Here is a 25,589-nt window from a genome sequence, read left to right on the forward strand (position 1 = left end):
ATGAAGCAACCCAATCATTTCGTCGCTGTAGAAGCCAACATAGCCGCCGGTAAATCTACCCTACTCCCCAAGCTTGCCGCAGAGCTTGGCTGGGAAGCGATTCAGGAACCCGTCAATGATCCGGAATTTACACGACTGCTTCAGGATTTCACCGACCATCCTCAGGACTCCAGCAAACGCATTCTGTTTCAGGAATACATCACTGATCGTCGTGCAGATATAGTGAAAAAACTCCCTACGGATAGAAACTATCTGATTGAGCGCTCCCTGTACTCTGATCTGATTTTCACCCAGGCGAATTTCCTGTCAATGGATGCCCCTGATGAGCGCTACATGCTGCACTACTGCGCGATCCAAAACCGTCTGAAAGATTACCCGGTGATTAGTGCGGTCGTGTATTTACGTACTGCACCGGAAGTCTCACACAGCCGATTGATCAATCGCGCAAGAGCCGCTGAGGATGGTACACCATTGTCGTATCTTCGCGATATTCATAATTATCACGAAGCGATTCTGCCTCAGATCTGTCGTTCAATGAATACACCATTGATCACAGTAGAATGGGATGATTTTGGTTGTGAAAGAAAAGTAGCGAATGCGTTATTGCAGATCATATCAAAAGAACAACAGTGATTTTTTTCCTCATAATTTGATCAATTCTCATAATTATTCAGGTTGAACCAATTTACTGCTTGCCCGTTCAGGCAGTAAATGATCTGGATAACTAGTGGATGATAAAAAGCATCACCATCGCAATAATTCATCATGCGTAATCTGGAAGATTAGTCTAAAAATAGAGTGTATCTATTCTTAGTTCTTTGTCTGTATACAGAAGTCCGCAATGAAAATGCCATTTGAACCCGGCGATCAAGTGACCACTCCCTTTTATCCCATCCACAAAAAGCATCCGAGAACGGTCATACGATGCTATCGCTCCATTGACTGCCCTTCCGGATGGTTGGTAGACACCGTGGATAGCCACGGAAAATCACTGAACGCGCTTGATTCCAAGTGGTACCAACTTGCACGTGAAAGTGAAGGGTTAAACGAAAATCAACAGTTCAATCCAGCTTAAACATGCTGTCACTGAAGAAAAAGGAGAATTTAATAATGGTAGTCGGTACTGGACTCGAACCAGCGACCCCCACCATGTCAAGGTGGTGCTCTACCAACTGAGCTAACCGACTGAAGTGCTGCGTATATTATCAATGCCGCTAAAAAAAGCAACACTGTGAGCCGGTTAATTCTAATGGGAAAACTACTTACTTATTTAATCATGCATGCATGATTAATGCTTTAACACCTGCTCACGCAACGCAGCAATTTCATCACGAACCGCAGCAGCCTCCTCAAACTCCAGATTACGGGAGTGTTCCATCATCTTTGTTTCCAGAACTTTGATGGCTTTGGTCATCGCTTGCGGCGTCATGGGCACCTGATATTCGGCCAACGGTTCAGCCACAGCGCGCTTACCTTTCGCGCCTTTCTTGCGCCCGATAATCACAGCACCTTCAAGAATATCCGCAACGGATTTAAAGACGCCTTTCGGTGTGATGCCATGCTCTTTATTGAAGTCGAGCTGCTTCTGTCGACGGCGAGCGGTTTCACTGATGGCTCGCTCCATGGAACCCGTGATTCGGTCACCATACAAAATCGCCCGACCATTAATGTTTCGCGCAGCACGGCCAATGGTCTGAATCAAAGATCGCTCTGAACGCAGAAACCCTTCCTTATCGGCATCAAGAATGGTGACCAATGATACCTCGGGCATATCCAGCCCTTCCCGCAGCAGGTTGATACCCACAAGCACATCAAAGGTTCCGATGCGCAAATCACGAATGATTTCCACTCGTTCAACCGTATCGATATCAGAATGCAGATAACGAACCCTGATCCCTTGCTCATGGAGAAACTCTGTTAAGTCTTCCGCCATCCGCTTGGTCATCACGGTCACCAGCACCCGCTCTTCTTTCGCCACCGTTTTATGAATTTCCATCACCAGGTCATCCACCTGTGTGGTAGCCGAGCGCACTTCAATTTCCGGATCCACCAATCCAGTTGGGCGAACCACTTGCTCCGCTATCTGATCCTGATGCTCTTCTTCGTATTTTCCCGGCGTGGCGGAAACGAAAATCGTCTGCGGTCGTCGTGCTTCCCATTCTTCAAACTTCATGGGCCGGTTATCCAGCGCCGATGGAAGACGAAAGCCGTATTCCACCAGGGTTTCTTTTCGGGAGCGGTCACCTTTGTACATGGCGCCAATTTGCGGCACCGTGACATGGGATTCATCAATGACCAACAAGGCATTGTCAGGAATATAATCAAACAACGTCGGCGGCGCTTCACCGGGTTTATTGCCGGACAAATAGCGCGAATAGTTTTCGATACCGTTGCAGTAACCCAGCTCAATCATCATTTCCAGATCATATTGCGTCCGCTGCTCTAAACGTTGCGCTTCAACCAGCTTGTTATTATCTCGCAATTGCTGCAGGCGATCTTTCAACTCCACCTTGATGGACTCTGTTGCATCAATAATGGTTTGTCGGGGCGTGACATAATGCGTCTTTGGATAAATGGTGGCCCTTGGTAGTTTTCGAAACACCTCACCGGTTAACGGATCAAACTCGCTAATGGATTCCAGCTCATCATCAAACAACTCCAGTCGTATGGCCTCTTTTTCCGATTCTGCCGGAAAAACATCAATCACATCACCACGGACCCGATAAGTGGCGCGGCGAAAATCCGCATCATTACGAGTGTATTGAAGCTCTGCCAGCCGACGCAATATGGTCCGCTGATCAACACGATCACCACGGTCCAGATGCATCATCATTTTCAAATAGGATTGCGGATCACCCAGACCGTAAATAGCAGACACTGTCGCAACAATAATGGCGTCCTCGCGCTCCATTAATGCCTTAGTCGCAGAAAGCCGCATCTGTTCAATATGCTCGTTTATTGATGCATCTTTCTCAATGAATGTATCGGATGTGGGTACGTAGGCTTCTGGCTGATAGTAATCGTAGTAAGAAACAAAATACTCCACCGAGTTATTGGGAAAGAACTCTTTAAACTCACCATACAACTGCGCTGCGAGGGTTTTATTATGCGCCATGATGATGGTGGGGCGTTGAATGCTCTCAATGACATTGGCAATGGTAAACGTCTTACCGGAACCCGTTACCCCCAGCAGCGTCTGACAAGCCAGGCCAGACTCAATGCCAGAAACCAACTGTTTAATGGCAACAGGCTGGTCACCAGCAGGACTGAAACGGGATGACACTTTGAACAATCGACTCATGCGACTTTTTCCAGTAAGACCAATGCTATTTACAGTTCAATTTACAATTCGATTTACTAACTGTAACGGATAAACGGATAGGAACAGAACAGCGGATTGTGTATGATGCCAACTGTGCTCTGATAACGGTTATTAACTAACTGACACCGTCATTCTACAGTGAACAGTAGATAATTTCCCAAGCACTTTGATGCCTGTATTGATAATTATACAAATGGCGTTTTTAAATTTTGGAACGAGCAAGTTATTTTGGACGACTGGGCAATACCCGAGGGCATAAAGGCGAAGAGACGAGTCATAGCCTTAGCTATGGCGAGGAGCTTCAACGCAGATCCAGTCGATCAAAATAGCTGCGCAGCCCATAATTTAAAAACAGAGTTGGTATTCAAGTCACGGGCATCCACAAACTTCCCACGGCTATCATAATCAGGTAATAACGAGGCAATCGTGACTAGTCCATCTCATCGTGTGCAAATGGTAAAACCATCCCCCACTCTGGCCGTGACTACCAAAGCAGCAGAATTGAGAGCTGCCGGACATGACATTATTGGCCTGGGCGCCGGTGAACCCGATTTCGACACACCTGAACACATCAAAGCGGCAGCGGTAAAAGCCATTGCCGACGGCAAAACCAAATACACCGCAGTGGATGGCACTGCCGAGCTGAAAAAGGCCATTATCGATAAATTCCAGCGCGATAATAATCTGACTTACTCGCCTACGCAGATTCTGGTATCCAGTGGCGGCAAACAGAGCTTTTTCAATCTGGCACTGGCGCTACTGAATAAAGGCGACGAGGTTATTATTCCTGCACCATATTGGGTGTCTTACCCCGATATGGTGTTGATTGCCGAAGGGGTTCCGGTCATTGTTGAAGCCGGCCTTGAAAACCGTTTCAAAATCACCCCGGAACAACTGGCAGCCGCCATTACCGAGAAAACCAAACTGGTGGTACTGAACAGTCCATCGAATCCGACAGGAACAGCATACAGCCGCAAGGAACTGGAAGCTCTGGCAGAGGTTTTGAAGAAGCATCCGGATATTCTGATCGCCACTGACGATATGTATGAGCACATCCTCTGGACCGAAGAATCGTTCTGCAACATTCTCATGGCCTGCCCTGAGCTCTACGATCGCACCATTGTCCTGAATGGCGTTTCCAAAGCGTACTCCATGACAGGGTGGCGTATTGGCTATGCCGGTGGCCCCGAGTGGCTGATTAAGAACATGAAAAAAATCCAGTCTCAGAGCACTTCAAACCCTTGCTCCATTGCACAAGCCGCTGCCGTTGAAGCATTGAATGGCCCGCAAGACTGCATCAAAGAAATGCTGACCGTATTTAAAAAGCGCCATGACTATGTGGTGGGTCGCTTGAATCAATTACCTGGCGTCAGCGCTATTGAAGGGGACGGCACTTTTTATGCGTTTGCCGACTTCAGCGGCGCTATGAAAACACTAGGATTTGAAAAGGACACCGACCTTGCGGCACTGCTTCTCGAAAAAGGCGTCGCTCTGGTTCCGGGTTCAGCTTTTGGCTCCAATGGCTGCATGAGACTCTCCTTTGCAACCAGTGATGAAGCCCTGGAGAAAGCACTGGATCGCATTCAAAACGCGCTTTCCTGAGGTAGAAAATGATCATGGGCTGAGCGCCTGATTCCAGCGCTCAGTCCCTTGACAGCCAACACAAGGAAGGTATTATTGATTCACCCACCTTGATCCCCGATAGCTCAGTTGGTAGAGCAAATGACTGTTAATCATTGGGTCGTTGGTTCGAGTCCAGCTCGGGGAGCCAATATACTTTTTCTCAGAATTTCCCCACACCTTTCAACACTTCTTCAGACTTTCACTCGCCTTCAAATCCTTGAATAGGCTGAACGGTTCCCCACTGGTGACAACGCGGGCACTGCCAGTGCAATTGCTTACCCGAGAAACCACAAGATGAACACGAATACACTGGCTTAAGATCCACCAAACGGCCGGTGAGATTTTTTATGAGCACCAAAAGGTTTTCTGAAAACACCGCTTGATCAGAGTTGCGAAACGAGATCAACTCATTCAACCCGCGAAGCGTAGGGTGACGATTAAGCTGATCAGAAAGAAAACGAATGGCCGCCTCTTCTCCAGACTCACTTTTCAATTGGTGCGTCATTGCTATAATGACCGCCGTTGCCGGCCGCTCATTCAGGCATCGTCCAAGAAAAGCAGTGTAGCTGCGCGAGCCACCGGAGTATTCAAACGCCTTTTGCATGACGGGCAAAGCAAGTGGCAGAAATCGAATATTTTGTGAGGATATTCGCTGCAGCACCTTAATCGATTCTTTATAGCTACCTTCATCGAACTCCAGCTGCCCTAACATCAAGCTGGCTCTTACGCTATTTTTATCACGGCTAAAAGCCTGCCGAATTAAACGACGAGCGGTCACACGGTCGTTTCCCTGAAGCGCAAGCTCAGATTGCTCACAATAGTAATGGGCGAGCAATACCGCGTATTGCTCGCCATGGGTTCGCCGTAATCGCTCAGCAACGTCAGCCGCTTTTGACCAGTCATTCTGCTGTTCATAAATCCGCAGCAACTGTTTTAAAGCCTGACTCTGGAACGCGTGCTCCTGTGATCCAAGATCCACAAGAATCGCCTCTGCCCTATCCAGTAAACCAGCGTAGGCGTAATTGGCAGAAAGCGCCAATTGAACCTGTAAGGACTGAGTTGAGGTAAGACTGGGACGAGCCAGAAGATCCTGATGAATTCGAATAGATTTTTCTACTTCACCACGCTTACTGAAAAGACTCCCAAGCGCCAGGTAGGTTTCCACCGTATCACTATTGAGATCAATGGCTTTGATAAACACATCAATCGCTTCTTCCGTCTGCTCATTGATCAAATAGTTGAGACCAGTGAAGTACTCTTGAGAAAGGCGACCACTGCCCTTGGCGGCACGCTTCTTCTGATCTCGCCAACCAAGAAAATAACCAATGACTATTGCCGCCAGAACGAGAGCCAGTAAAGCTACATCAGGCATCCGTAATCCCTTTCAGGGCACTGCTACGAAGTTTATGAAGCTCGGTATCACGACGCTCCAGTTTTCTTTTCAAGCTGGCATTAGTAAGCCGGAGTCGTGTAACCAGAATCAGAGAAATAACCAGCCCGGCAAGACCACCAATCACAAATGGCACCAGAACCAGCGTAGAGGCACTAAAGGAAGGCAAGCTCATCCCGCCCAGTTCAAGAACTACCTGCTCAGTATTTGAAAGGGTAAAGTTAACAAAAAATACCAGTAGAACAACAAACAGCGCCAGCGTTAAGAGGCGCTTGATCCATACAAGGATGGTCGTAAAAATAGCCAACTTCACGTCCGCCATACAGTCGAGTTTTTACGATAAACAGGCAGCACCGAGATTCTGTGCAACCACATTCATGTTAGTGGGTCGATAATATACCGCTTAAGGCCGAATAGAACACCTTACGTTCTATCCAGCTCTCTCTGAAGACCAAGGTTCACCCGGTCTCTCAATTCCTTACCTGGCTTAAAGTGAGGAACGTGCTTGCTTTCCAGATTCACTGCCTCACCGGTTTTTGGGTTTCTTCCCACACGCGGTGCACGGTAATGAAGGGAAAAGCTACCAAAACCTCTGATTTCAACCCGTTCACCCGTCGCCAGCGAATGCGACATCTGTTCAATAATAGCTTTTACTGCCAACTCAATGTCTTTAATAGAGAGTTGCGGTTGTAATACGGCAATCCGTTCAATCAATTCAGACCGGGTCATCTTCGTTTTTCCTTTCCCTGCCATTCCCGGAATGTCCCAGAGCCTCTGCTCTGCCAGACACCATACTCACCTACATCTACGTATAGACAAGTATTTCTACACTAGCTAACCCACAATAAGAAATCAAGCAACCCTTTGATTCATCATCAAAAAAGCCAAATCAAAAAAAACCGCAGGCATAATACCTGCGGTTTTATTCATTGAGGAACTGAGTCAGCCCCCAATATCAGAACAAGAGCATCAACAAAAAGAAGTAATAGAATTACTTGCTTTCCATCTGAGCTTTGATCAGATCACCGATAGTGGTCGGACCAGAAGTCTCTTCTTCAGTCTTAGAACGCAGCTCTTTCATCGCTACTTTCTCTTCAGCCTGGTCTTTCGCTTTGATAGACAGACTGATGTTGCGGTTCTTACGGTCAACGCTGATGATGCGAGCTTCTACTTCTTCGCCTTCTTTCAGGACGTTAGTAGCGTCTTCTACGCGATCAACACTGATTTCAGAAGCCTTCAGAGTCGCCAGAACGTCTTCAGCCAGCTCTACAACCGCAGCTTTGGCAGTGACTTCCTTAACGATACCTTTAACGATGGTGCCTTTTTCATTCAGAGCAGCATAGGTATTGAAAGGATCTTCAGACATCTGCTTGATACCCAGAGAGATACGCTCACGCTCAGCGTCGATCGCCAGGATAATCGCTTCAACTTCATCGCCCTTCTTGTAAGAACGAACAGCGTCTTCGCCAGTTTCGTTCCAGGAGATGTCAGACAGGTGTACCAGACCATCGATACCACCGTCCAGACCAATAAAGATACCGAAGTCAGTGATCGACTTGATCTTACCAGCCAGCTTGTCGCCCTTATTGAAGGAACCGGAGAAGTCTTCCCATGGATTAACTTTGCACTGCTTGATACCCAGAGAAATGCGACGACGCTCTTCATCGATGTCCAGAACCTGAACTTCAACCTCATCACCCAGGTTAACAACCTTGGATGGGTGGATGTTCTTGTTGGTCCAATCCATTTCAGACACGTGCACCAGACCTTCAACACCTTCTTCCAGCTCAACGAAGCAGCCGTAGTCAGTCAGGTTGGTTACGCGGCCAGAGGCACGAGCACCTTCTGGGAAGCGCTTGGTGATCGCTACCCATGGATCTTCGCCCAGCTGCTTCAGACCCAGAGACACACGATTGCGCTCACGGTCGAACTTCAGGACTTTAACGTTGATTTCGTCACCAACGTTGACGATTTCGCCAGGATGCTTGATGCGCTTCCAAGCCATATCAGTGATGTGCAGCAGGCCGTCAACACCACCCAGATCAACGAATGCGCCGTAGTCAGTCAGGTTCTTAACGATACCCTTAACTTCGATGCCTTCCTGCAGGGTGCCCAGCAGCTGCTCGCGCTCAGCACTGTTTTCAGCTTCCAGAACGCTACGACGGGATACAACCACGTTGTTGCGCTTCTGATCCAGCTTGATAACTTTGAATTCGAGTTCTTTGCCTTCCAGGTGCGCAGTATCGCGAACCGGACGAACGTCAACCAGAGAGCCTGGCAGGAACGCACGAATAGTTGCAACGTCAACGGTGAAACCACCTTTAACCTTACCACTGATAACACCTTTAACCACGTCTTCTGCTTCGAAGGCTTTTTCAAGCTCTTTCCAGGCTTCCATACGCTTGGCTTTTTCACGGGACAGACGGGTTTCACCGAAACCATCTTCAACCGCTTCAAGAGCAACCTGAACTTCATCATCGATGGCGATAGTCAGTTCGCCATTGTCATCCAGAAACTGAGACTTAGGGATAACGCCTTCAGACTTCAGCCCAGCGTGAACAGTAACCCAATCGCTGTCGATATCCACCACGATACCAGTAACGATGGCACCCGGCTTCATTTCAACTTCTTTTTGGCTCTCTTCAAAGAGATCTGCAAAACTCTCGATCATGTGTTTTCCTGTAGCATGGTACGCAGCAGCAAGGTAAAGGCCTTATCAGCCGGCTATAAAAAACCGGGTTTGCGACGATGCTTGTTTGTCATCCATACCGCCAGCCAGTATGGGTTACTTAAATAAGGTCCGCATCAGCAGTGCTGGCTTGTCGACCGACACGAACCTGCAAAAAAAATGGCGCACAATGCACCGTTTACAGCACCACTTGCACAGAAACATCTATAAAAGCAGTGTTTTATCAAAGCATTAATATGCGAGCAAAGGTGCTAATAAAAAATGCTTATAAAAGCCCTTTCAAACGCATTTGCTTCAGTATCTCGTTGAACACTTCATGAATGCTCATGCGGGTACTGTCAAGGACGATGGCATCATCGGCCGGTTTTAGTGGCGCTACAGTCCGTTGACTGTCTCGCTCATCCCGAGCCGTAATATCATCCAAAAGGCGATCAAAACTAGCATCAATCCCTTTTTGTTGCAACTGTTCAAACCGCCTTTTGGCACGTTCTTCTGCACTGGCGGTGAGAAACACTTTTAAAACCGCATCAGGAAATACGACAGTGCCCATGTCTCGGCCGTCCGCGACCAAACCCGGAGCTTCAGCAAAATCACGCTGCCGTTGCAACAAGGCACGACGAACACCAGGCAACGCCGCTACTTTGGAAGCCATTGCACCAACATCTTCTGTACGCAAACTGGCACCGACCTGCTCACCTTCCAGAACAATAACCAAGCCATCACGCTCTGATGGTAAAAACTGAACATCCAAATGACCCGCCAACACTTCCAGTGACGACTCATCGGAAAAATCCACACCGTGATTCAGAGCCGCAAGCGCGGTCAGACGATACAACGCACCGCTGTCCAGAAGCCCCCAACCAAGCTCTCTTGCCAGTAAAGCCGCAATGGTTCCTTTACCTGAACCACTGGGGCCGTCAATAGTGACCACCGCCACTGAAGTCTGAGACTCGCTCATAGGTACCTATATTCCATGGAATTAAGCGCTCTACTGCAGAACATAAAGCCCTGCATTATAAAAGACAGCTACAATCCTTGCTCAAGCATCCGCTGGCAAGGACTCATCATTAACGCCATCAATTACATTGATTCGCATCCCGACACGCTTGGCCAGGCCGGCAAAATCGGGAAATGATGTAGCAACGTTAGCGCAATCACGAATTTCGATGTCGCCACCGGATCGCAACGCCGCCACGGCAAATGACATGGCAATTCGGTGATCACCATGACTGTCTATGATACCACTTCCGAAAACCGATTGGGTATTATTGCCAGCACCCTTGATCACCATACCGTCCGGCAATGGTTGAGCATCGACACCCAGCGCTATCAGACCATCAGCCATCGCCTGAATTCGATCACTCTCTTTCACTCTAAGCTCTTTTGCGCCGGTTAATGTGGTCTGGCCATCCGCGCAGGCCGCGGCAACAAAGAGCACAGGAAATTCATCAATCGCAATAGGCACCAATCGTTTTGGAATCTCGATTCCTTGCAAAGGCGCATGCCGCACAACAATATCGGCCACCGGCTCACCACCTACGATGGTTTCATTTTCAAGGGTAATATCCGCACCCATTAGCTGCAATATCTCCACCACACCAGAGCGCGTCGGATTCATACCCACATGGGAAATACGAATACCAGAGCCTTTGGCAATGGATGCCGCCACCATAAAAAACGCAGCGGAAGATACATCGCCTGGTACATCAATGCGAGTTCCGGTCAGCTTACCACCGCCCGTAATCGTTACCTGACTGCCATTATCTCCAGCTACATCAACAGAGTAACCAAAACCACTCAGCATACGGTTGGTATGATCACGAACAATCCCCGGTGCCACCGTCACCGTATCGCCATCCGCATACATGCCCGCAAGCAATAGGCAGGACTGTACCTGAGCCGATGCCATTGGCAGATGATATTCAATACCCTTTAATGACAATCCGCCACGAATTTTCAGCGGCGGGCGCCCACCTTCGGAAGTTTCAATCTCTGCCCCCATTTCCGTGAGAGGATCAACCACTCGATTCATAGGACGACCAGACAACGACTCATCCCCGGTCAACACGGAATCAAAAGACTGAGCAGACATCAAGCCCGCCATCAAGCGCATAGCGGTTCCGGCATTACCAAGATACAGAGGCCCTTTTGGCGCCTTCAGCCCGTGCATGCCAACACCCTGAATCGTCACACGCCCCTGATGAGGACCATCAATTTGAACCCCCATATCGCGAAACGCTTTCAAGGTTGCCAATGCATCCTCGCCTTCGAGAAACCCTTCAATAACCGTTTCACCCTCACCTAATGCACCCAACATAATAGAGCGGTGAGAAATGGATTTATCACCGGGTACGCGAAACTCGCCAGATAATGCACCACCGGCATGAGCAATAAATGTTTGCATGCTTTCTTCTGGAGTATTAGTGCTCATAACATCTACCACCTTATTCGCTGTTGCCAGCCTGTCATTATCAATTTCATGTCTATCATGGGCAGAAACATCCGCACCCGCTTTTTCCACGCGGCGTTGCCGGGATTCAAGCAACGTTCCAAAATGTCGCCTTGCCAAACGAGCCCTGCCAAATATATTCAGCAAGGCTTGGCTATCCTTTGCCACAATTGCATTTCGAAGCGCATCCAACCCCTCGGCAAACTCATCCAGCGCTTCCAGCACCGCATGGGAATTCCCTAACGCAACATCGTGCCACATCACCGGATCACTGCCCGCAATTCGTGTAAAGTCTCGAAAACCACCGGCCGCGAAGCGGAATATCTCATAGTTGTCCGGATTCCCTGCCATCGTATCTACCAGAGAAAACGCCAGAAAATGAGGCAAGTGACTGGTCTTGGCCAACACGTCGTCGTGATGATCAATGTCCATTTGAGACACCACAGCCCCTACCGCTTCCCACAGAGTACTGACGATATTCAACGCTTCAGGGTCGGTATTCGGCAGTGGCAAAAGAATCACATCATGAGCCACAAACAGCTCTGCACGAGCTGCACCCACGCCACTTTGTTCAGAACCCGCAATGGGGTGTCCAGGCACCAGGTTAGCAGGCACCTCACCAAACACAGCGTTGGCCGCCTCAATCAATGCTCGCTTACTGGAACCCACGTCAGTGAGTACTTTTTTACTTAAATCAAACACCGACAGCGCTTGAAAAATCGGCTTCATTGCCAACATAGGCACCGATAAAACAATCACATCCGCCTTATGCACCGCATCAGCAAGGGACTGACAACCTTCATCGATAATGTTGAGCTGCAACGCCTGGCTAAGTGCATCTGCTTTCTGATCATATCCATAAATACGATAACCGGCGTTTGCCGACTTCAGCGCCGCTGCAAATGAACCACCAATCAGACCCAGCCCGATGACCAGAATATTCTGCTGAAAAGCGTCTTCAGAATTAGCCTTTTGCACCATTAACAATCCTACTTCTGACCAAGAATTTGCGACAGCGCCGCCAGACATCGACGATTTTCTTCTGGCAAACCAATGCTTACGCGAAGATGTTGAGGCAAACCATAGTTGCCCACGGGCCTGACAATCACACCATGAGATAATAAGGCCTGATAGATTGGCATCGCCTCTTGAGCCAGATTTACTGTTATAAAGTTACCCGAGGAAGGAATCCAATCCAGCCCAAGCTCAGCAAACCCTCTTTCCAACTGCACCATACCCTGCTGATTCAGGGTAATCGATTCAGTAAGATAGTCATCATCACTCAGTGCTGCCACAGCACCAAATTGTGCGGGAAGATTCAGGTTAAAAGGCTGGCGCAGGCGGTTCAAAATATCCGCAACCTCAGGATTGGATATCGCGTAACCCACCCGGGCACCAGCAAGGCCATAGGCTTTGGAGAAAGTACGAGTAACTACCAGATTGGGGTAACGACCCAGAAGCTCTACACCATCCGGAAGCTCACCCCCGGCGGCATATTCGAAATACGCTTCATCAAGAACCACAATCACATTTTCAGGCACTTTCTCCAGAAAACCTTCCAGGTCTTGCTGACTAAAAGCAGTACCCGTTGGGTTATTGGGGTTGGCTAGAAAGACAAGACGCGTATTGTCTTTAATGGCAGAGGCCATTGCATCAAGGTCATGACCATAATTCACCGAAGGAACAACAATCGCCTCAGCGCCAGTAGCCTTTACCGCAAGGGGATAAACGACAAAGGCGTATTCAGAGAAAACCGCTGACGCTTCCGGATCAAGAAACGCTTCAGCAAGCAACACCAACACATCATTGGAACCGTTGCCTAGTGTCAGCTGTTCAGGATTTACACCCAGTTTTTTGGACAGTGCATCTTTCAGCAAAAACCCACCGCCATCCGGATATCTCGCCAGCTCGGACAACGACTCAACCATGGCCTTCACGGCGACAGGCGATGGCCCTAATGGATTTTCATTACTGGCCAACTTAACAATGTCTTCTACCTTAAGCCCCTGCTCTCTGGCCAACTCATCAATAGGTTTACCAGGTTGATAGGGACTCATGCCTCTGACTCCGGCAACTGCCAGGTGCAAAAAATCACAGGCCATAATCTACTCCAATGCAATAGGCGCTGCCTGCACTGGATAACTTTCACAGTACAGTCAGGCAAAAAATATTATCGTTATTGTCAAAAGCGTTTTAGAGAACGCCTTTTGGATAAGAGCCAAGCACTCTTAAATCATTCGCCCGCTCTGCCAAACGTTCTAACACCTTTTTTACCACGGGGTCATCTTTATGGCCTTCAAAATCCACAAAGAACACATAATTCCAAACCCCGGAACGGGATGGACGAGTCTCAACCCTGGTCAGATCAAGACTGTGAACATGGAACGGCTCAAGAATCGCATGCAGTGCACCGGGCTGGTTACGCATACTGATCACCATGGACGTTTTATCATCGCCACTGGCTGGCACATCATCATTACCAATAATAAGGAAGCGCGTTGAGTTATCTGGCTGATCTTCAATCTTGTCCGCGATTTTTTCCAACCCATACATATCCGCTGCCATATCACCAGCAATGGCGGCAGAATTCCACTCACCTTTGATGCGTCTGGCCGCTTCAGCATTTGAGCTAACAGCAACACGTTCAGCCATTGGCCAATGAGAATCCAGCCACTTACGACACTGAGCCAGAGACTGAGCATGGGAGTAAATTCGGGTGATATGATCACGACGGGTATTTTCAGACACCAGCATATGTTGGTGAATACGCAGCACCACTTCCCCACAAATTTTCAGGGAAGAATCCATAAAGCTGTCCAGAGTATGACTGACAACCCCTTCGGTGGAGTTTTCAACCGGCACTACACCATAATTAACGGCGCCAGCAGCTACTTCACGGAAAACATCATCAATAGACGCCATGGGAACCGAAACCGCAGAATGACCAAAATGCTTCAGAGCCGCCTGCTGAGTAAAAGTACCTTCCGGCCCGAGAAATGCCACCTTAATAGGCTCTTCCAATGCCAGACAGGCCGACATAATTTCACGAAACAGCCGAGCCATCTCTTCATCGTTCAGAGGCCCGACATTTTTCTCCATAATTTTACGGAGAACCTTGGCTTCCCGCTCAGGACGATAAAAAACAGCATCCGGGTCTGCCGCCGTTTTCACTCTGGCCACTTCTTGAGCACAACGAGCCCGATCACTGATCAAATCGAGAATTTTCTGATCCAGCTGGTCAATTTGAATCCTTAGATGACCTAGATCGTCTTTTTTATCATTCGCCATTATCCATACCGCCGTTCAAATTCTTTCATAAATTCTATAAGAGCATCCACATGTTGCTCCGGCACTGCATTATAGATACTGGCGCGCATTCCGCCCACTGCCTTGTGGCCTTTCAGATAACGGAACCCTTCTTGTTCAGACTCAGCAAGGAAGGTTGCATCCAGCTCCGGTTTCACCAGCGTGAAAGGCACATTCATCCTGGAACGCCATACAGGGTCAACAGGGTTTTGATAAAATCCGGAATCATCAATCTGACCGTAGAGTTTTTTCGCCTTTCGACCGTTGATTTCTGCCATAGTCTCAAGCCCACCCGATACCTTCAGCCATTTGAACACCAGGCCCGCTAAGTACCAGGCAAAGGTTGGAGGTGTGTTGTACATAGACTCTTTGGATGCTTGAAGCCGGTAATCAAAAATAGCCGGGCATTGTGGTGACACCCGCTCCATCAAATCTTCCCGGACGATCACCAGAGTCAAACCAGCGGGGCCGATGTTTTTCTGGGCGCCGGCATAGATCAAACCAAATTTACTGACATCCAAAGGCCTAGAAAGAATATTGGACGACATATCCGCTACCAGCGGCACATCACCTGCATCCGGAATAAAAGGAAACTCAAGACCACCAATGGTTTCGTTGGTGGTGTAGTGCAAATAGGCCGCATCCCCATTGGATTGCCACTGAGATTGCTGAGGCATGGACGTAAACCCACCCGCACTGCCATCCGCAACCACATTGACATTGAGATACTTACTGCCTTCCTGAATAGCAGAATCTGCCCAGTGACCACTGTTTACGTAATCCGCAGAGGAATGACTGCCTTTCAAGTTCATGGGAATCGCAGCAAATTGACCTCGAGCTCCACCCTGAAGAAACAGAACCTTATAATTATTCGGAATTTTCATCAGATCGCGAAGGTCTTGCTCAGCTTCGTAAGCAACCCTCACAAATTCTTTACCACGATGACTGACTTCCATGACCGACGCACCGAGATCCTGCCAGTTCATCAGTTCATCCCGCGCCTGCTGCAATACCTCAAAAGGAATGGCCGCAGGGCCAGCTGAAAAATTAAACACCCTATTTTCTAATTGGGCCAGCACATCATTCGCACTTGGTTTCACCGACACTCCCTCCCACTAAAGGCAGCTTTTTCAACTATGACTTTCGACTATAAACCTTCGATTCCGGATCTCTGCACATAAAAACGCCAGCAAATGCTGGCGTCAATACAATTGATCAGGACTCGCTCGCCCCTTCATCTTCACTGGCAATGGGCGCTTGATCATCAGCACTGGCACCGACCTCAGTCCCCTCTTCCGGTGATTCAACGTCCTCACCCAAATCAGCCACCGTTTCCGGCTCATCCACCCGGGCAACACCCACCAGCTTTTCACCCTCGGAGACGCGAATCAGGGTAACGCCCTGAGTATTCCGGCTAAGAGTAGAGACTTCACTGACACGGGTTCTCACCAGAGTGCCCTGATCAGAAATCAACATAATTTCTTCAGCGGGCAACACCTGAACAGCGCCGACAATTTCGCCGTTACGTTCAGTGCACTGCATGGAGATAACGCCCTGACCACCACGGTTTGTCAAACGGAACTCATCCACATTGGTACGCTTACCGTAACCTTTGGCGCTGGCCGTTAGAATTTGCGCGTCATCTTCCGGAATAATCAGGGAGATAATGCGCTGACCTTCTGGCAGTTTCATACCACGAACACCACGAGCGGTTCGGCCCATAGCTCGAACATCGGTCTCTTCAAAGCGAACCGCCTTACCGCCGTTGGACAACAGCATCACCTGTTTGTCACCGGAGGTAATTTCAGCGCCAACGAGTGTATCGCCTTCATCAAGCCCCAGGGCAATCAAACCAGAAGACCGCGGACGCTTAAACAATTCCAGCGGTGTCTTCTTCACGGTACCGTTCATGGTGGCCATAAATACGAAGTAGCCTTCAGTAAACTCTTCTACCGGCAGCATCGCTGTGATTTTCTCGCCCTCTTCCAGAGGAAGAATATTCACCACCGGACGACCACGGGAGGTTCTTCCCGCCTGTGGAATCTGATAAACCTTCAACCAATACACTTTACCCTTACTGGAGAAGCAAAGGATCTGGGTATGGGTGTTGGCCACCAGCATGTGTTCAACGTAATCTTCTTCTTTAACCGACGCAGCAGACTTACCACGACCACCACGGCGCTGAGCCTGATAAGTATCCAATGAGGTGGTCTTGGCATAACCGCCATGAGAAACGGTGACCACCATGTCTTCTACATCGATCAGGTCTTCAACCGTCAAGTCACGACGGGAGCTGGTAATTTCGGTTCTGCGCTCATCACCAAACTCTTCACGTACTTTCTCAAGCTCTTCCTGAATCACTTCTTTTAACCGTTGTGGATTACACAGAATCAACATCAGTTCAGCGATTTTTTCCAGCAGTTCACGGTATTCAGAAAGCAGCTTTTCATGCTCAAGCCCGGTCAATCTATGCAGGCGCATTTCAAGAATCGCTTGAGCCTGAACCGGAGACAAATAGTACAGACCATCTCTCAGGCCAAACTCTTCTGGCAACTCGTCCGGACGACAGGCGTCAGCACCGGCACGCTCCGCCATTTCCATCATATGACCTGGATTCCAACCCTGGGCAATCAGCTTTTCTTTTGCTTCTGCTGGGGTTGGAGAATCCTTGATCAGCTGAATAACCGGATCAATACTGGACAGCGCAACCGCCAGACCTTCCAGAATATGACCACGTTCACGGGCTTTACGAAGCTCGAACACGGTACGACGGGTGACGACTTCACGGCGATGACGAATAAAGGCCGCCAGAATGTCTTTCAGGTTCATCAACTTTGGCTGGCCATCCTGCAGGGCCACCATATTGATACCGAACACGGTTTCCATCTGGGTCTGAGCATAAAGGTTGTTCAGAACCACTTCGGCGTTTTCACCGCGCTTGAGCTCAATAACCACCCGAAGACCGTCTTTATCCGATTCATCGCGAAGTTCGGAGATACCCTCAATCTTGCGTTCTTTCACCAACTCGGCAATCTTTTCGATCAGGCGAGCTTTGTTTACCTGATAGGGAATCTCGTTAACAATGATGGTGCTTTTATTCTTCTTTTCATCATGTTCAATATCCGCTTTTGAGCGAATATAGATACGACCACGACCGGTACGATAAGCCTGCAGAATACCCGCACGACCATTGATCATGGCAGCCGTTGGAAAGTCTGGCCCTGGAATGTACTCCATCAGATCGTCAACGGTCAGAGAGTCATCCGCCAGTAATGCCAGGCAGCCAGACACCACTTCCGTCAGGTTGTGAGGCGGAATATTGGTGGCCATACCCACGGCAATACCGGCGGAACCGTTCACCAACAGGTTTGGAACCCGGGTGGGCATTACCGCAGGAATTTGTTCGGTGCCGTCGTAGTTCGGCACATAATCCACGGTTTCTTTTTCAAGATCCGCCAACAACTGGTGAGCCATCTTGTCCATGCGGATTTCGGTATAACGCATGGCCGCTGCGGAGTCACCGTCAATGGAACCAAAGTTACCCTGACCATCCACCAGCATATAACGAAGCGAGAATGGCTGCGCCATTCGAACAATCGTGTCGTAAACAGCAGAGTCACCATGAGGGTGATATTTACCGATTACATCACCGACCACACGAGCCGATTTTTTGTAAGGCTTATTCCAGTCGTTACCCAGTTCGCTCATGGCAAACAGCACACGTCGATGCACTGGTTTGAGCCCGTCGCGCACGTCCGGCAGGGCACGACCCACGATGACGCTCATGGCATAGTCCAGATAGGACTGCTTGAGCTCATCTTCAATATTTACCGGGAGAATCTCTTTAGCAATGTCAGTCATGGAAACCCAGTCATCCTTTTGCTTTAGGCCAACAGATTGCAATCAGCATCCATTCCGGTTCTGTAGACCCGGATACCGATAAGGAACGGCCTCTTAATTCATCAGGTAGAACACCAGAGGAAGAAGAGGGCTCTCAGTAAGGCATCACCATTCAGGGGGGCACCCTTGTAGCAAAGCATTGCGGCTAAGCATATTGTGGTACCCCATCATCAAAAGAGTAAGAATACCACAGTCTATCCCCTGATCGCGAGTGATCTGGAGGATAAATGCACGTCTCGAAGACCGTCGATTTTTTTACCCGCAAAATCAGCCCACGCTTGCGGTGATACACAGTTTTACAGGTATAATCCCCGAATATACAACCCCTCTTCTCCTCGATGGAACGGATCAAAATGCCCGATATGCGCTCCGCACAAAATGTAGACCCCGGAGAAATTGCCAAGTTCGAAGAATTGGCCAGTCGCTGGTGGGATCCTGACAGCGAGTTCAAACCACTGCACGCCATCAACCCACTGCGTCTTAACTATATTGACGAGCGGGTTGGTCTTGCAGGTAAAAAAGTGGTTGATATTGGTTGTGGTGGCGGCATTCTGAGTGAGTCCATGGCGCGTCGTGGCGCCGATGTTACCGGCGTCGATATGGGTGAAGCACCGTTATCCGTTGCCCGACTTCACGCTCTGGAAAGCGGTGTTGATGTGAATTATCGCCAGATTACAGCCGAAGAACTCGCCGAAGAAATGCCGGGCGAATTTGATGTGGTTACCTGTTTGGAAATGCTGGAACACGTTCCAGACCCGGCTTCGGTGATTAAAGCCTGCTGCAAACTCCTGAAGCCCGGTGGACAGGTCTTTTTCGCGACGCTTAATCGGAACCCAAAATCCTTCCTGTTCGCCATTGTCGGAGCAGAATACATTTTAAAAATGCTACCGAAAGGCACTCACGAACACAGCAAGTTCATCAAGCCCAGCGAACTGTGCAGCGATATGCGCAAAGTTGACCTTAATGTCCATGACATGACCGGCATGACGTACAATCCTCTGACCGGTGTTTACCGGCTTAATCCCAGGGATGTCTCAGTCAACTATCTGATTCATGGCTCAAAAAGCACAGAGCAATCACAGAAGCAGTCACAGAATCAGTCACAGAATCAGTCACAGAATAAAAACGAGCCCTGACTATGAGCGCCATTGAAGGCATTTTTTTCGATTTGGATGGCACCTTTCTGGACACCGCTGATGATTTTATCATTATCGTGAATCGCCTGCTGGATGAACATAACTACCCACCCATGGATGAGCAACTGATTCGTCAGCATGTGTCTGCAGGCTCGCGGGCATTGATGAAGCTGGCCTTTAAATTACCCCATGGGGACGAACTGGAAGCCAAGCGGGAACACTTTCTGCGTTACTACGATCAGCTCATTCAAAACGACAGCCGCCATACATCTGCAAGCCCTTATCCTGGTATCGTGCCATTAGTAAGCGCCATAGAAGACAGAAATCTGGCCTGGGGTATCGTCACCAACAAACCAAAGGCTTATGCACATTCCCTGATGGCGCAGGCTGGCTTAAGGGATCGATGCCATGCCTTTGTTTGCCCTGAAGATGTCAGCACCCCCAAACCAGATCCTGAGTCATTGTTACTGGCTTGCCAACAAGCGGGTTGCTCACCGGAAAAGAGTGTCTACATTGGCGACCATGACAGAGACATCATCGCCGGAAAGAAAGCAGGGATGATTACGATTGCAGCTCACTATGGTTACATCCTACCGGATGAAAACCCATTCGACTGGCAAGCCGACGTCAACATTGCCAATGCTGGAGAGCTGGAACTCTGGCTTGACCGAATAAACTGGGAAGTCCCCGCCTGAGGAATAGAATATGTTTAAGTACGACGCACCCAATGCACTCCTCAACGATAAAGTGATATTAATCACCGGCGCAGGCAGCGGTATCGGCAAAGCAGCGGCCCTGACCTTCGCTCGGCACGGCGCCACGGTTATTTTACTGGGCAGAGACATCAAGAAACTCGAATCGGTGTATGACGAGATTGAAAGCAACCAATGGCCGATGCCGGCCATCTTTCCATTAAATCTTGAAACAGCAACGGATCACGATTACGCCAATCTGGCTGAAACCATTGAGAATGAATTTGGTCATCTTGACGGCGTACTACACAACGCCAGTCTTCTGGGGGAATTAAAACCCATTGGCCAATATCCGACAGAAACCTGGAATCGCATTCTTCAGGTCAACCTCACCGCTGGCTTTATGCTAACCCGTGAAATACTACCCTTACTGCGCCAATCCAAGACGGCATCGGTTATTTTTACCTCTTCCGGTGTTGGCCATAAAGGTCGTGCCAACTGGGGCGCCTACAGTGTTTCCAAGTTCGCTACTGAGGGTTTAATGCAAGTACTGGCCGATGAAGAAGACGGCGTCAGCAGCATTCGGTTTAATAGTATTAATCCTGGCGGCACCCGTACCGCCATGAGAGCATCGGTCTTTCCAGGCGAGAACCCTGAAAACCTGCCAACGCCAGAAGAGATCATGCCTGTTTATCTCTATTTAATGGGAGATGAGAGCCAATCTACCAGTGGTAGAGCCTTTCATGCCCAGCAAGGATAATGCTAAATTCTGCAAATCTGCGTATTAACTGACCCTCAGCAATCTCACCCGGTAGAATAATCAACCGGGTCGAGTTCCAATTCTGTGTAAATCTCCTAATCACCCATATTTATTTGTCTATGCTCATGCTTCACACAGACTAAGATGACGAGCCGTGTACTTCATGCTAAATAGACTTTCTTTCTTGCTGATATTAACGACATATGTAGCTTTGTTTTCAGCGCAAGTACAAAGTTATGATCAAAAAGATTTAAATAATGAAATAGTGATCGCAGCCAACTGGCAACAGCACTCAGCAGAATATGAAGCCTATTTTTATCAAGTATATAACATTGCCAGCGACCGCCTTAGTAAGGCCATCAGCAAAACGCCGGCCGGAAAAAAACCGGCCATCATCACGGATATCGACGACACACTGCTATCGAATACCCGCTATTTCAGCAGTCTTGTGGGCACTGAAGATCGGAGAAATACAGAACGCTCATTAAGCTACTGGCAACAGGAAGATCCCAAGGCGCTTCCCGGTGCCGTAAGCTTCTTGCAAAAAGCCAACGATATGGGCGTCGACATCTTTTACATCAGCGGGCGTTATCATTCTGTTAAAAACATTACGATTAGACATTTACGTAATCTTGGCTTTCCAGTGAAAAGTGAAGAACACGTCCTGCTACAGGAACGAAACAACAAAACCCTGAGCAAGAATGACAACCGTCGTTTAGTGATAGAAAAGGGTTATTTCCCCATTATGCTATTAGGTGATCAGCTTAGTGATTTTGAAAACACCAGCCATCTAGCGCTACCTGACCGTAATCACTGGGTTCTGAGCCATCAGACTTTTTTTGGCGACTCGTGGTTCATCTTTCCTAATGTCGTCTATGGGCAATGGGAAGAAAAAATTTCCGAAAAATACCCTCGTCATGCACCACTTGAAATCCACCGGGCTAGAAAATATCTTTCCCAGATTACTCAGAATACAAGCCTGAGAGTGCCTGACTCGTATTACCAGCACATTGCCCTCGCTGACCTATGGATACAGCACTCAGCTGATTTCACCGCAAATACTTTGCAAACCTATTCAGCTGCCAGTGATGCCCTGTCTGCACCAGAAAACCTCTCCAGAAATAACAAAGCCATTGTCGTTGATATTGATGGAACGGTTATTCAATACCCACCGATCCATTTAACGCCATCCTTTTGTTATACGTTTGATACGCCTGAAACGAAGGTTAATGATTATCTCAAACAACTGAATTCACCATTAGTTCCAGGTGTCAAAGCGTTTCTGGATAAGGCACACCACCTTGGATATGAGATTTTTTATTTGACAGCCAGATCCAATTCTTCAGGAAAACCTGGCCATCAAGGAGATATCGCCCTTCTGACACTGGCACAGCTAAATGCAAACAATTTGCCCAATGCGAACCCGGGCAATCTACTTAACAGAGAAAGTTATTGCCCAGACAATTTACTCAGCTGTGGAAAAAATCATCAGAGAAGCGCCATCAGGAGCGGTATAATCAATAATACGAAATATAATATCGCGCTTTTTGTCGGTGACTATTTAAGCGATTTTGATCTTATTGAACAGGGTTTATCACCATTTGAGAAGTCATCAGTTGAACAGAGTCAGCACCTATATGGCCGAAAGTATTTCTTGACCCCAAATCCCGTTAATAAAACCTGGATGTGGCAGTTTTACTCTAAAATTGCCGGGAAAAATATTTGCCTGCTCAGTGAGCAGGAGCGTGCCGATCTTCGTGTCAGTCTTCTTTTAGACTGGGAAGGAAAGCACGACTATTTAAAACCAAATCATGAAACCATTGACGAATGACATTAGACTTCGACCACTTTGGGGCCGCCAAATGCAGTTACTTTTGGTATAGCCCCTTTCCACTTCTCAATTTCAACAATACAGGTAAAAGCGGAGCATGACTGGGCTAACTCCGATGTGCCGATATCAAGCGTTACTGTGTTTGGATCACCATAGGTATCAACGGAGCCGATTTCTGCATTGACAGGTGCATACCATGCACCTTCTTGAATTCTGGCGACACCGGGAGCGTATCGTTCAGTAATGACAGCACCCGCAATCAATTCTCCACGATCATTAAAGACTCGAACAAGATCACCATCATTAATTCCTCTTTTCTTTGCATCCTGTTTATTCATATACACAGGCTCTCTTCCCTGAACCGAATAAGTTTCACGAAAGTCAGTGGAGTCACAAAGCTGAGAGTGCAGCCGCTTATCAGGATGACAGGATTGAAGCGCTATGGGAAAACGATCAGATCCCGGACCTCCGTGACTTCGCTCGGCTTTTTCCATCCATGAAGGATGCCCTTTGCAGTTGTCATAATTGTATCTGGCAATTTTTCGACTATAGATTTCAATCAGTCCAGAGGGCGTTCCTAATGGGTGAATTTCAGGGTCATCACGGAATTCGGCATGCCTTACCCAAGGGGTTCCAGCGCCAAAATCGAAATACCCTTCCTGCCAGAAGGTTTTAAAATCTGGCATCTCGAATTTGCCTTTATTTTTACTGCGACAGCCATCGTATAAGAAATTCAACCAGGTAAACTCATCCCGCCCCATAGTGTACTCTTGGTGTCGTCCAATTCGGCTACTGAATTCACGCCAGATATTCCAGTCTGAGCGGGATTCAAATAATGGTTCCACCAGTTTTTGCATAGCCAGCACACCCCGCTGTGCGTATGAACCGTATAAATCCAAATCATGCCGCTCAAACTGAGTACAGGCGGGAAATACAATATCCGAAAAACGACAGGTGGCGTTCCAGGCATAATCCACAGTGACCACACACTCCAGTTTCCTGAAAGCGGCCTTCATCCGGTTTTTATCTTGATGGTGATGCCAGGGGTTATTGCCAGAAATCACAATCATTTTAATATCCGGTAGCGTCACCTCGCTGCCGTTATATTGGATCACTTTACCCGGCTCGTGGATCGCATCAATCCAGCGTGCCACGGGTATCACTCTGGAATAGCCGTTATAGTCATCATTATCAAAAATGGGCGGTACGTCTTCAGGAGGATTCAGTGGAAAGGAGTTAGGCCCAGAGCCACCAGACGACGGTGTACCAATGGATGAATAATGGTGACCATAACTAATACCGCCACCGGGCAAGCCAATCTGCCCAATCATTGACGCCAGTACTGCCGCCATCCAATAAGGCTGCTCACCGTGTTGTTGTCGCTGGATACACCAGCCCATCAGAATCTGAACTCGCCCTGCAGTCATTATATCCGCCAGCTCTTTTATTTTGCTGACGCTGACACCACAAATGGGTTCCGCCCACGCAGGGGATTTCGGCGTACCGTCCGTTTCACCTTTGACATAGGCTTTGAACTCTTTAAAGCCTAATGTGTAACCACGAATAAACTCCGCATCGTATCGTTTATTGATAATCATCTCATGGGCAATAGCCAGCATCAGCGGCACATCGGTCTGCGGGTTGACATAGACCGTTTCAATGCCCAAAAAGTCAGCAGTTTTCGATACCGTCGGATCAATACTGATCACTCGGATTTTCTTGTCCTTAATCCGCTCTTTCAGCTGTTTGAGATATCCGATGCCGCTGTGGGTTTCGCAGTTCCACCCAACCTGCAAATTCTTCAGAAGGTCATTGGCCCAAATGACGATAAGATCCGAATTATCCAGTATCAACGGCCATGAGGTACCCTGGGAATAGACTTCCGTTGACCCAAGCACATAAGGCAAGATAACTTGCGCGGCACCTGTCGAGTAATCTCCAATTTTTCGGATGAAATTCCCATGCAAGGCGATCGCTCTTTGCATATGGTTTGTTGCAGAGTGGAACTGACCGGTTGCTCTCCAGCCCGTTTGTCCGGCATACAGTGCCCACGGACCGTAGTCGGTTTGGATACGATTCAACTCTCGAATTAATAAGTCATAAGCCTGCTGCCAGGTCACCCGCACATATCGATTATCACCCAGAGTTTTTCGTTCTGCCTTGTGCCCGTACTTAAGAAAAGCCTCCCTGACCATGGGATAACGAATGCGTGAAGGGCTATAAATCGACCCGGCAATGCCGTTAAGCATGTCTGTGGGATTTTGATCCATTTCAAAAGGCCTGATATCCGTAACAATTCCGTTTTTACGATAAGCTCGAAATGCACCAAAATGCGACCCGGTTACCCGCCAGCCGTCGTCCAGTAAACTGTCCGCCGGGTCTTGGTTTTTCTGCTCCTTTGACAGTGCAGAAAAAGGCAACAGGCCTGATGTTGACGCGGCCAGTGCGCCTTGTAAAAAACGACGACGCTTAAGGGTCATAATCAATCACC

General features: G+C 48.4%; 19 protein-coding genes and 2 tRNA genes. 8 read left to right on the plus strand and 13 right to left on the minus strand.

The genetic code is table 11. The annotated features are described in order from the left end of the window. Together Q1B11_RS02805 and Q1B11_RS02810 are read left to right on the plus strand one after the other, a co-directional pair. Entirely contained in the window at window positions 1-633 is a 633-nt protein-coding gene (locus tag Q1B11_RS02805; RefSeq protein WP_299727070.1) for a deoxynucleoside kinase, read from the plus strand. A gap of 208 nt (window positions 634-841) precedes the next feature. Then, complete coding sequence (locus Q1B11_RS02810; protein ID WP_299727073.1) at window positions 842-1,075, plus strand: hypothetical protein; 234 nt, start codon at window positions 842-844, stop codon at window positions 1,073-1,075. A 36-nt stretch (window positions 1,076-1,111) separates the two neighbouring features. Here Q1B11_RS02810 and Q1B11_RS02815 read toward each other — a convergent pair. Together Q1B11_RS02815 and uvrB are read right to left on the minus strand one after the other, a co-directional pair. Then, window positions 1,112-1,187 (minus strand) — tRNA-Val (locus tag Q1B11_RS02815). Between the two features lie 101 nt (window positions 1,188-1,288). After that, a complete protein-coding gene (gene uvrB, locus Q1B11_RS02820) occupies window positions 1,289-3,301 on the minus strand; it encodes an excinuclease ABC subunit UvrB (protein ID WP_299727076.1) in 2,013 nt (670 codons plus the stop codon). Window positions 3,302-3,775: 474 nt separating this feature from the next. Between uvrB and Q1B11_RS02825 the strand changes: the two genes are divergently transcribed. Further along, entirely contained in the window at window positions 3,776-4,924 is a 1,149-nt protein-coding gene (locus tag Q1B11_RS02825) for a pyridoxal phosphate-dependent aminotransferase (RefSeq protein ID WP_299727247.1), read from the plus strand. A 93-nt stretch (window positions 4,925-5,017) separates the two neighbouring features. Further along, window positions 5,018-5,093: transfer RNA gene (locus Q1B11_RS02830), tRNA-Asn, on the plus strand. A gap of 51 nt (window positions 5,094-5,144) precedes the next feature. Here Q1B11_RS02830 and lapB read toward each other — a convergent pair. The 10 genes from lapB to gyrA form a co-directional block, all read right to left on the minus strand. Next, window positions 5,145-6,317 (minus strand): lipopolysaccharide assembly protein LapB, encoded by a 1,173-nt coding sequence (gene lapB, locus Q1B11_RS02835; RefSeq protein ID WP_299727079.1) that lies wholly within the window; start codon window positions 6,315-6,317, stop codon window positions 5,145-5,147. After that, on the minus strand, window positions 6,310-6,657 hold the full coding sequence (locus Q1B11_RS02840; protein ID WP_299727082.1) for a LapA family protein: 348 nt from the start codon (window positions 6,655-6,657) through the stop codon (window positions 6,310-6,312). The genes lapB and Q1B11_RS02840 overlap by 8 nt, the downstream gene beginning before the upstream one ends. A gap of 101 nt (window positions 6,658-6,758) precedes the next feature. After that, complete coding sequence (gene ihfB, locus Q1B11_RS02845) at window positions 6,759-7,064, minus strand: integration host factor subunit beta (protein WP_067517946.1); 306 nt, start codon at window positions 7,062-7,064, stop codon at window positions 6,759-6,761. Between the two features lie 262 nt (window positions 7,065-7,326). Further along, window positions 7,327-9,006 carry a 30S ribosomal protein S1 gene (rpsA, locus tag Q1B11_RS02850; protein ID WP_067517948.1) on the minus strand — a complete coding sequence of 560 codons (1,680 nt, stop codon included), beginning with the start codon at window positions 9,004-9,006 and terminating at the stop codon, window positions 7,327-7,329. Between the two features lie 283 nt (window positions 9,007-9,289). Then, window positions 9,290-9,982 carry a (d)CMP kinase gene (gene cmk / locus Q1B11_RS02855; RefSeq protein ID WP_299727095.1) on the minus strand — a complete coding sequence of 231 codons (693 nt, stop codon included), beginning with the start codon at window positions 9,980-9,982 and terminating at the stop codon, window positions 9,290-9,292. An 81-nt stretch (window positions 9,983-10,063) separates the two neighbouring features. Then, window positions 10,064-12,454, minus strand: coding sequence for a bifunctional prephenate dehydrogenase/3-phosphoshikimate 1-carboxyvinyltransferase (locus tag Q1B11_RS02860; RefSeq protein ID WP_299727249.1), 2,391 nt, complete (start codon window positions 12,452-12,454; stop codon window positions 10,064-10,066). A gap of 8 nt (window positions 12,455-12,462) precedes the next feature. After that, window positions 12,463-13,575: a histidinol-phosphate transaminase gene (gene hisC / locus Q1B11_RS02865; RefSeq protein ID WP_299727100.1), complete on the minus strand. Its 1,113-nt coding sequence runs from the start codon at window positions 13,573-13,575 to the stop codon at window positions 12,463-12,465. A gap of 91 nt (window positions 13,576-13,666) precedes the next feature. Then, window positions 13,667-14,761, minus strand: a complete 1,095-nt coding sequence (gene pheA / locus Q1B11_RS02870; protein ID WP_299727103.1) for a prephenate dehydratase — start codon at window positions 14,759-14,761, stop codon at window positions 13,667-13,669. Next, on the minus strand, window positions 14,761-15,879 hold the full coding sequence (gene serC / locus Q1B11_RS02875; protein WP_299727106.1) for a 3-phosphoserine/phosphohydroxythreonine transaminase: 1,119 nt from the start codon (window positions 15,877-15,879) through the stop codon (window positions 14,761-14,763). Before serC ends, pheA begins: the two co-directional genes overlap by 1 nt. A 115-nt stretch (window positions 15,880-15,994) precedes the next feature. Further along, entirely contained in the window at window positions 15,995-18,640 is a 2,646-nt protein-coding gene (gyrA, locus tag Q1B11_RS02880) for a DNA gyrase subunit A (RefSeq protein WP_299727109.1), read from the minus strand. A 392-nt stretch (window positions 18,641-19,032) separates the two neighbouring features. On the opposite strand from gyrA, the gene ubiG reads away from it, so the two are divergent. The 4 genes from ubiG to Q1B11_RS02900 all read left to right on the plus strand — a co-directional run bounded on the left by ubiG (window position 19,033) and on the right by Q1B11_RS02900 (window position 23,098). Continuing rightward, window positions 19,033-19,815 (plus strand): bifunctional 2-polyprenyl-6-hydroxyphenol methylase/3-demethylubiquinol 3-O-methyltransferase UbiG, encoded by a 783-nt coding sequence (ubiG, locus tag Q1B11_RS02885; RefSeq protein WP_299727112.1) that lies wholly within the window; start codon window positions 19,033-19,035, stop codon window positions 19,813-19,815. Window positions 19,816-19,817: 2 nt separating this feature from the next. Then, window positions 19,818-20,510, plus strand: a complete 693-nt coding sequence (locus Q1B11_RS02890) for an HAD-IA family hydrolase (RefSeq protein WP_299727115.1) — start codon at window positions 19,818-19,820, stop codon at window positions 20,508-20,510. Window positions 20,511-20,520: 10 nt separating this feature from the next. Beyond that, window positions 20,521-21,267 carry a YciK family oxidoreductase gene (locus Q1B11_RS02895; protein ID WP_299727118.1) on the plus strand — a complete coding sequence of 249 codons (747 nt, stop codon included), beginning with the start codon at window positions 20,521-20,523 and terminating at the stop codon, window positions 21,265-21,267. A gap of 163 nt (window positions 21,268-21,430) precedes the next feature. Further along, the gene (locus tag Q1B11_RS02900; protein WP_299727121.1) at window positions 21,431-23,098 is read left to right on the plus strand and encodes an HAD family acid phosphatase; all 1,668 of its coding nucleotides are present in this window, start codon (window positions 21,431-21,433) and stop codon (window positions 23,096-23,098) included. Between the two features lie 2 nt (window positions 23,099-23,100). On the opposite strand, the gene torA is transcribed toward Q1B11_RS02900, so the two are convergent. Further along, the gene (gene torA / locus Q1B11_RS02905; RefSeq protein WP_299727124.1) at window positions 23,101-25,578 is read right to left on the minus strand and encodes a trimethylamine-N-oxide reductase TorA; all 2,478 of its coding nucleotides are present in this window, start codon (window positions 25,576-25,578) and stop codon (window positions 23,101-23,103) included. Between the last annotated feature and the right edge of the window lie 11 nt (window positions 25,579-25,589).

It is taken from the genome of uncultured Endozoicomonas sp. (assembly GCF_947495845.1).
Classification (GTDB): domain Bacteria; phylum Pseudomonadota; class Gammaproteobacteria; order Pseudomonadales; family Endozoicomonadaceae; genus Endozoicomonas.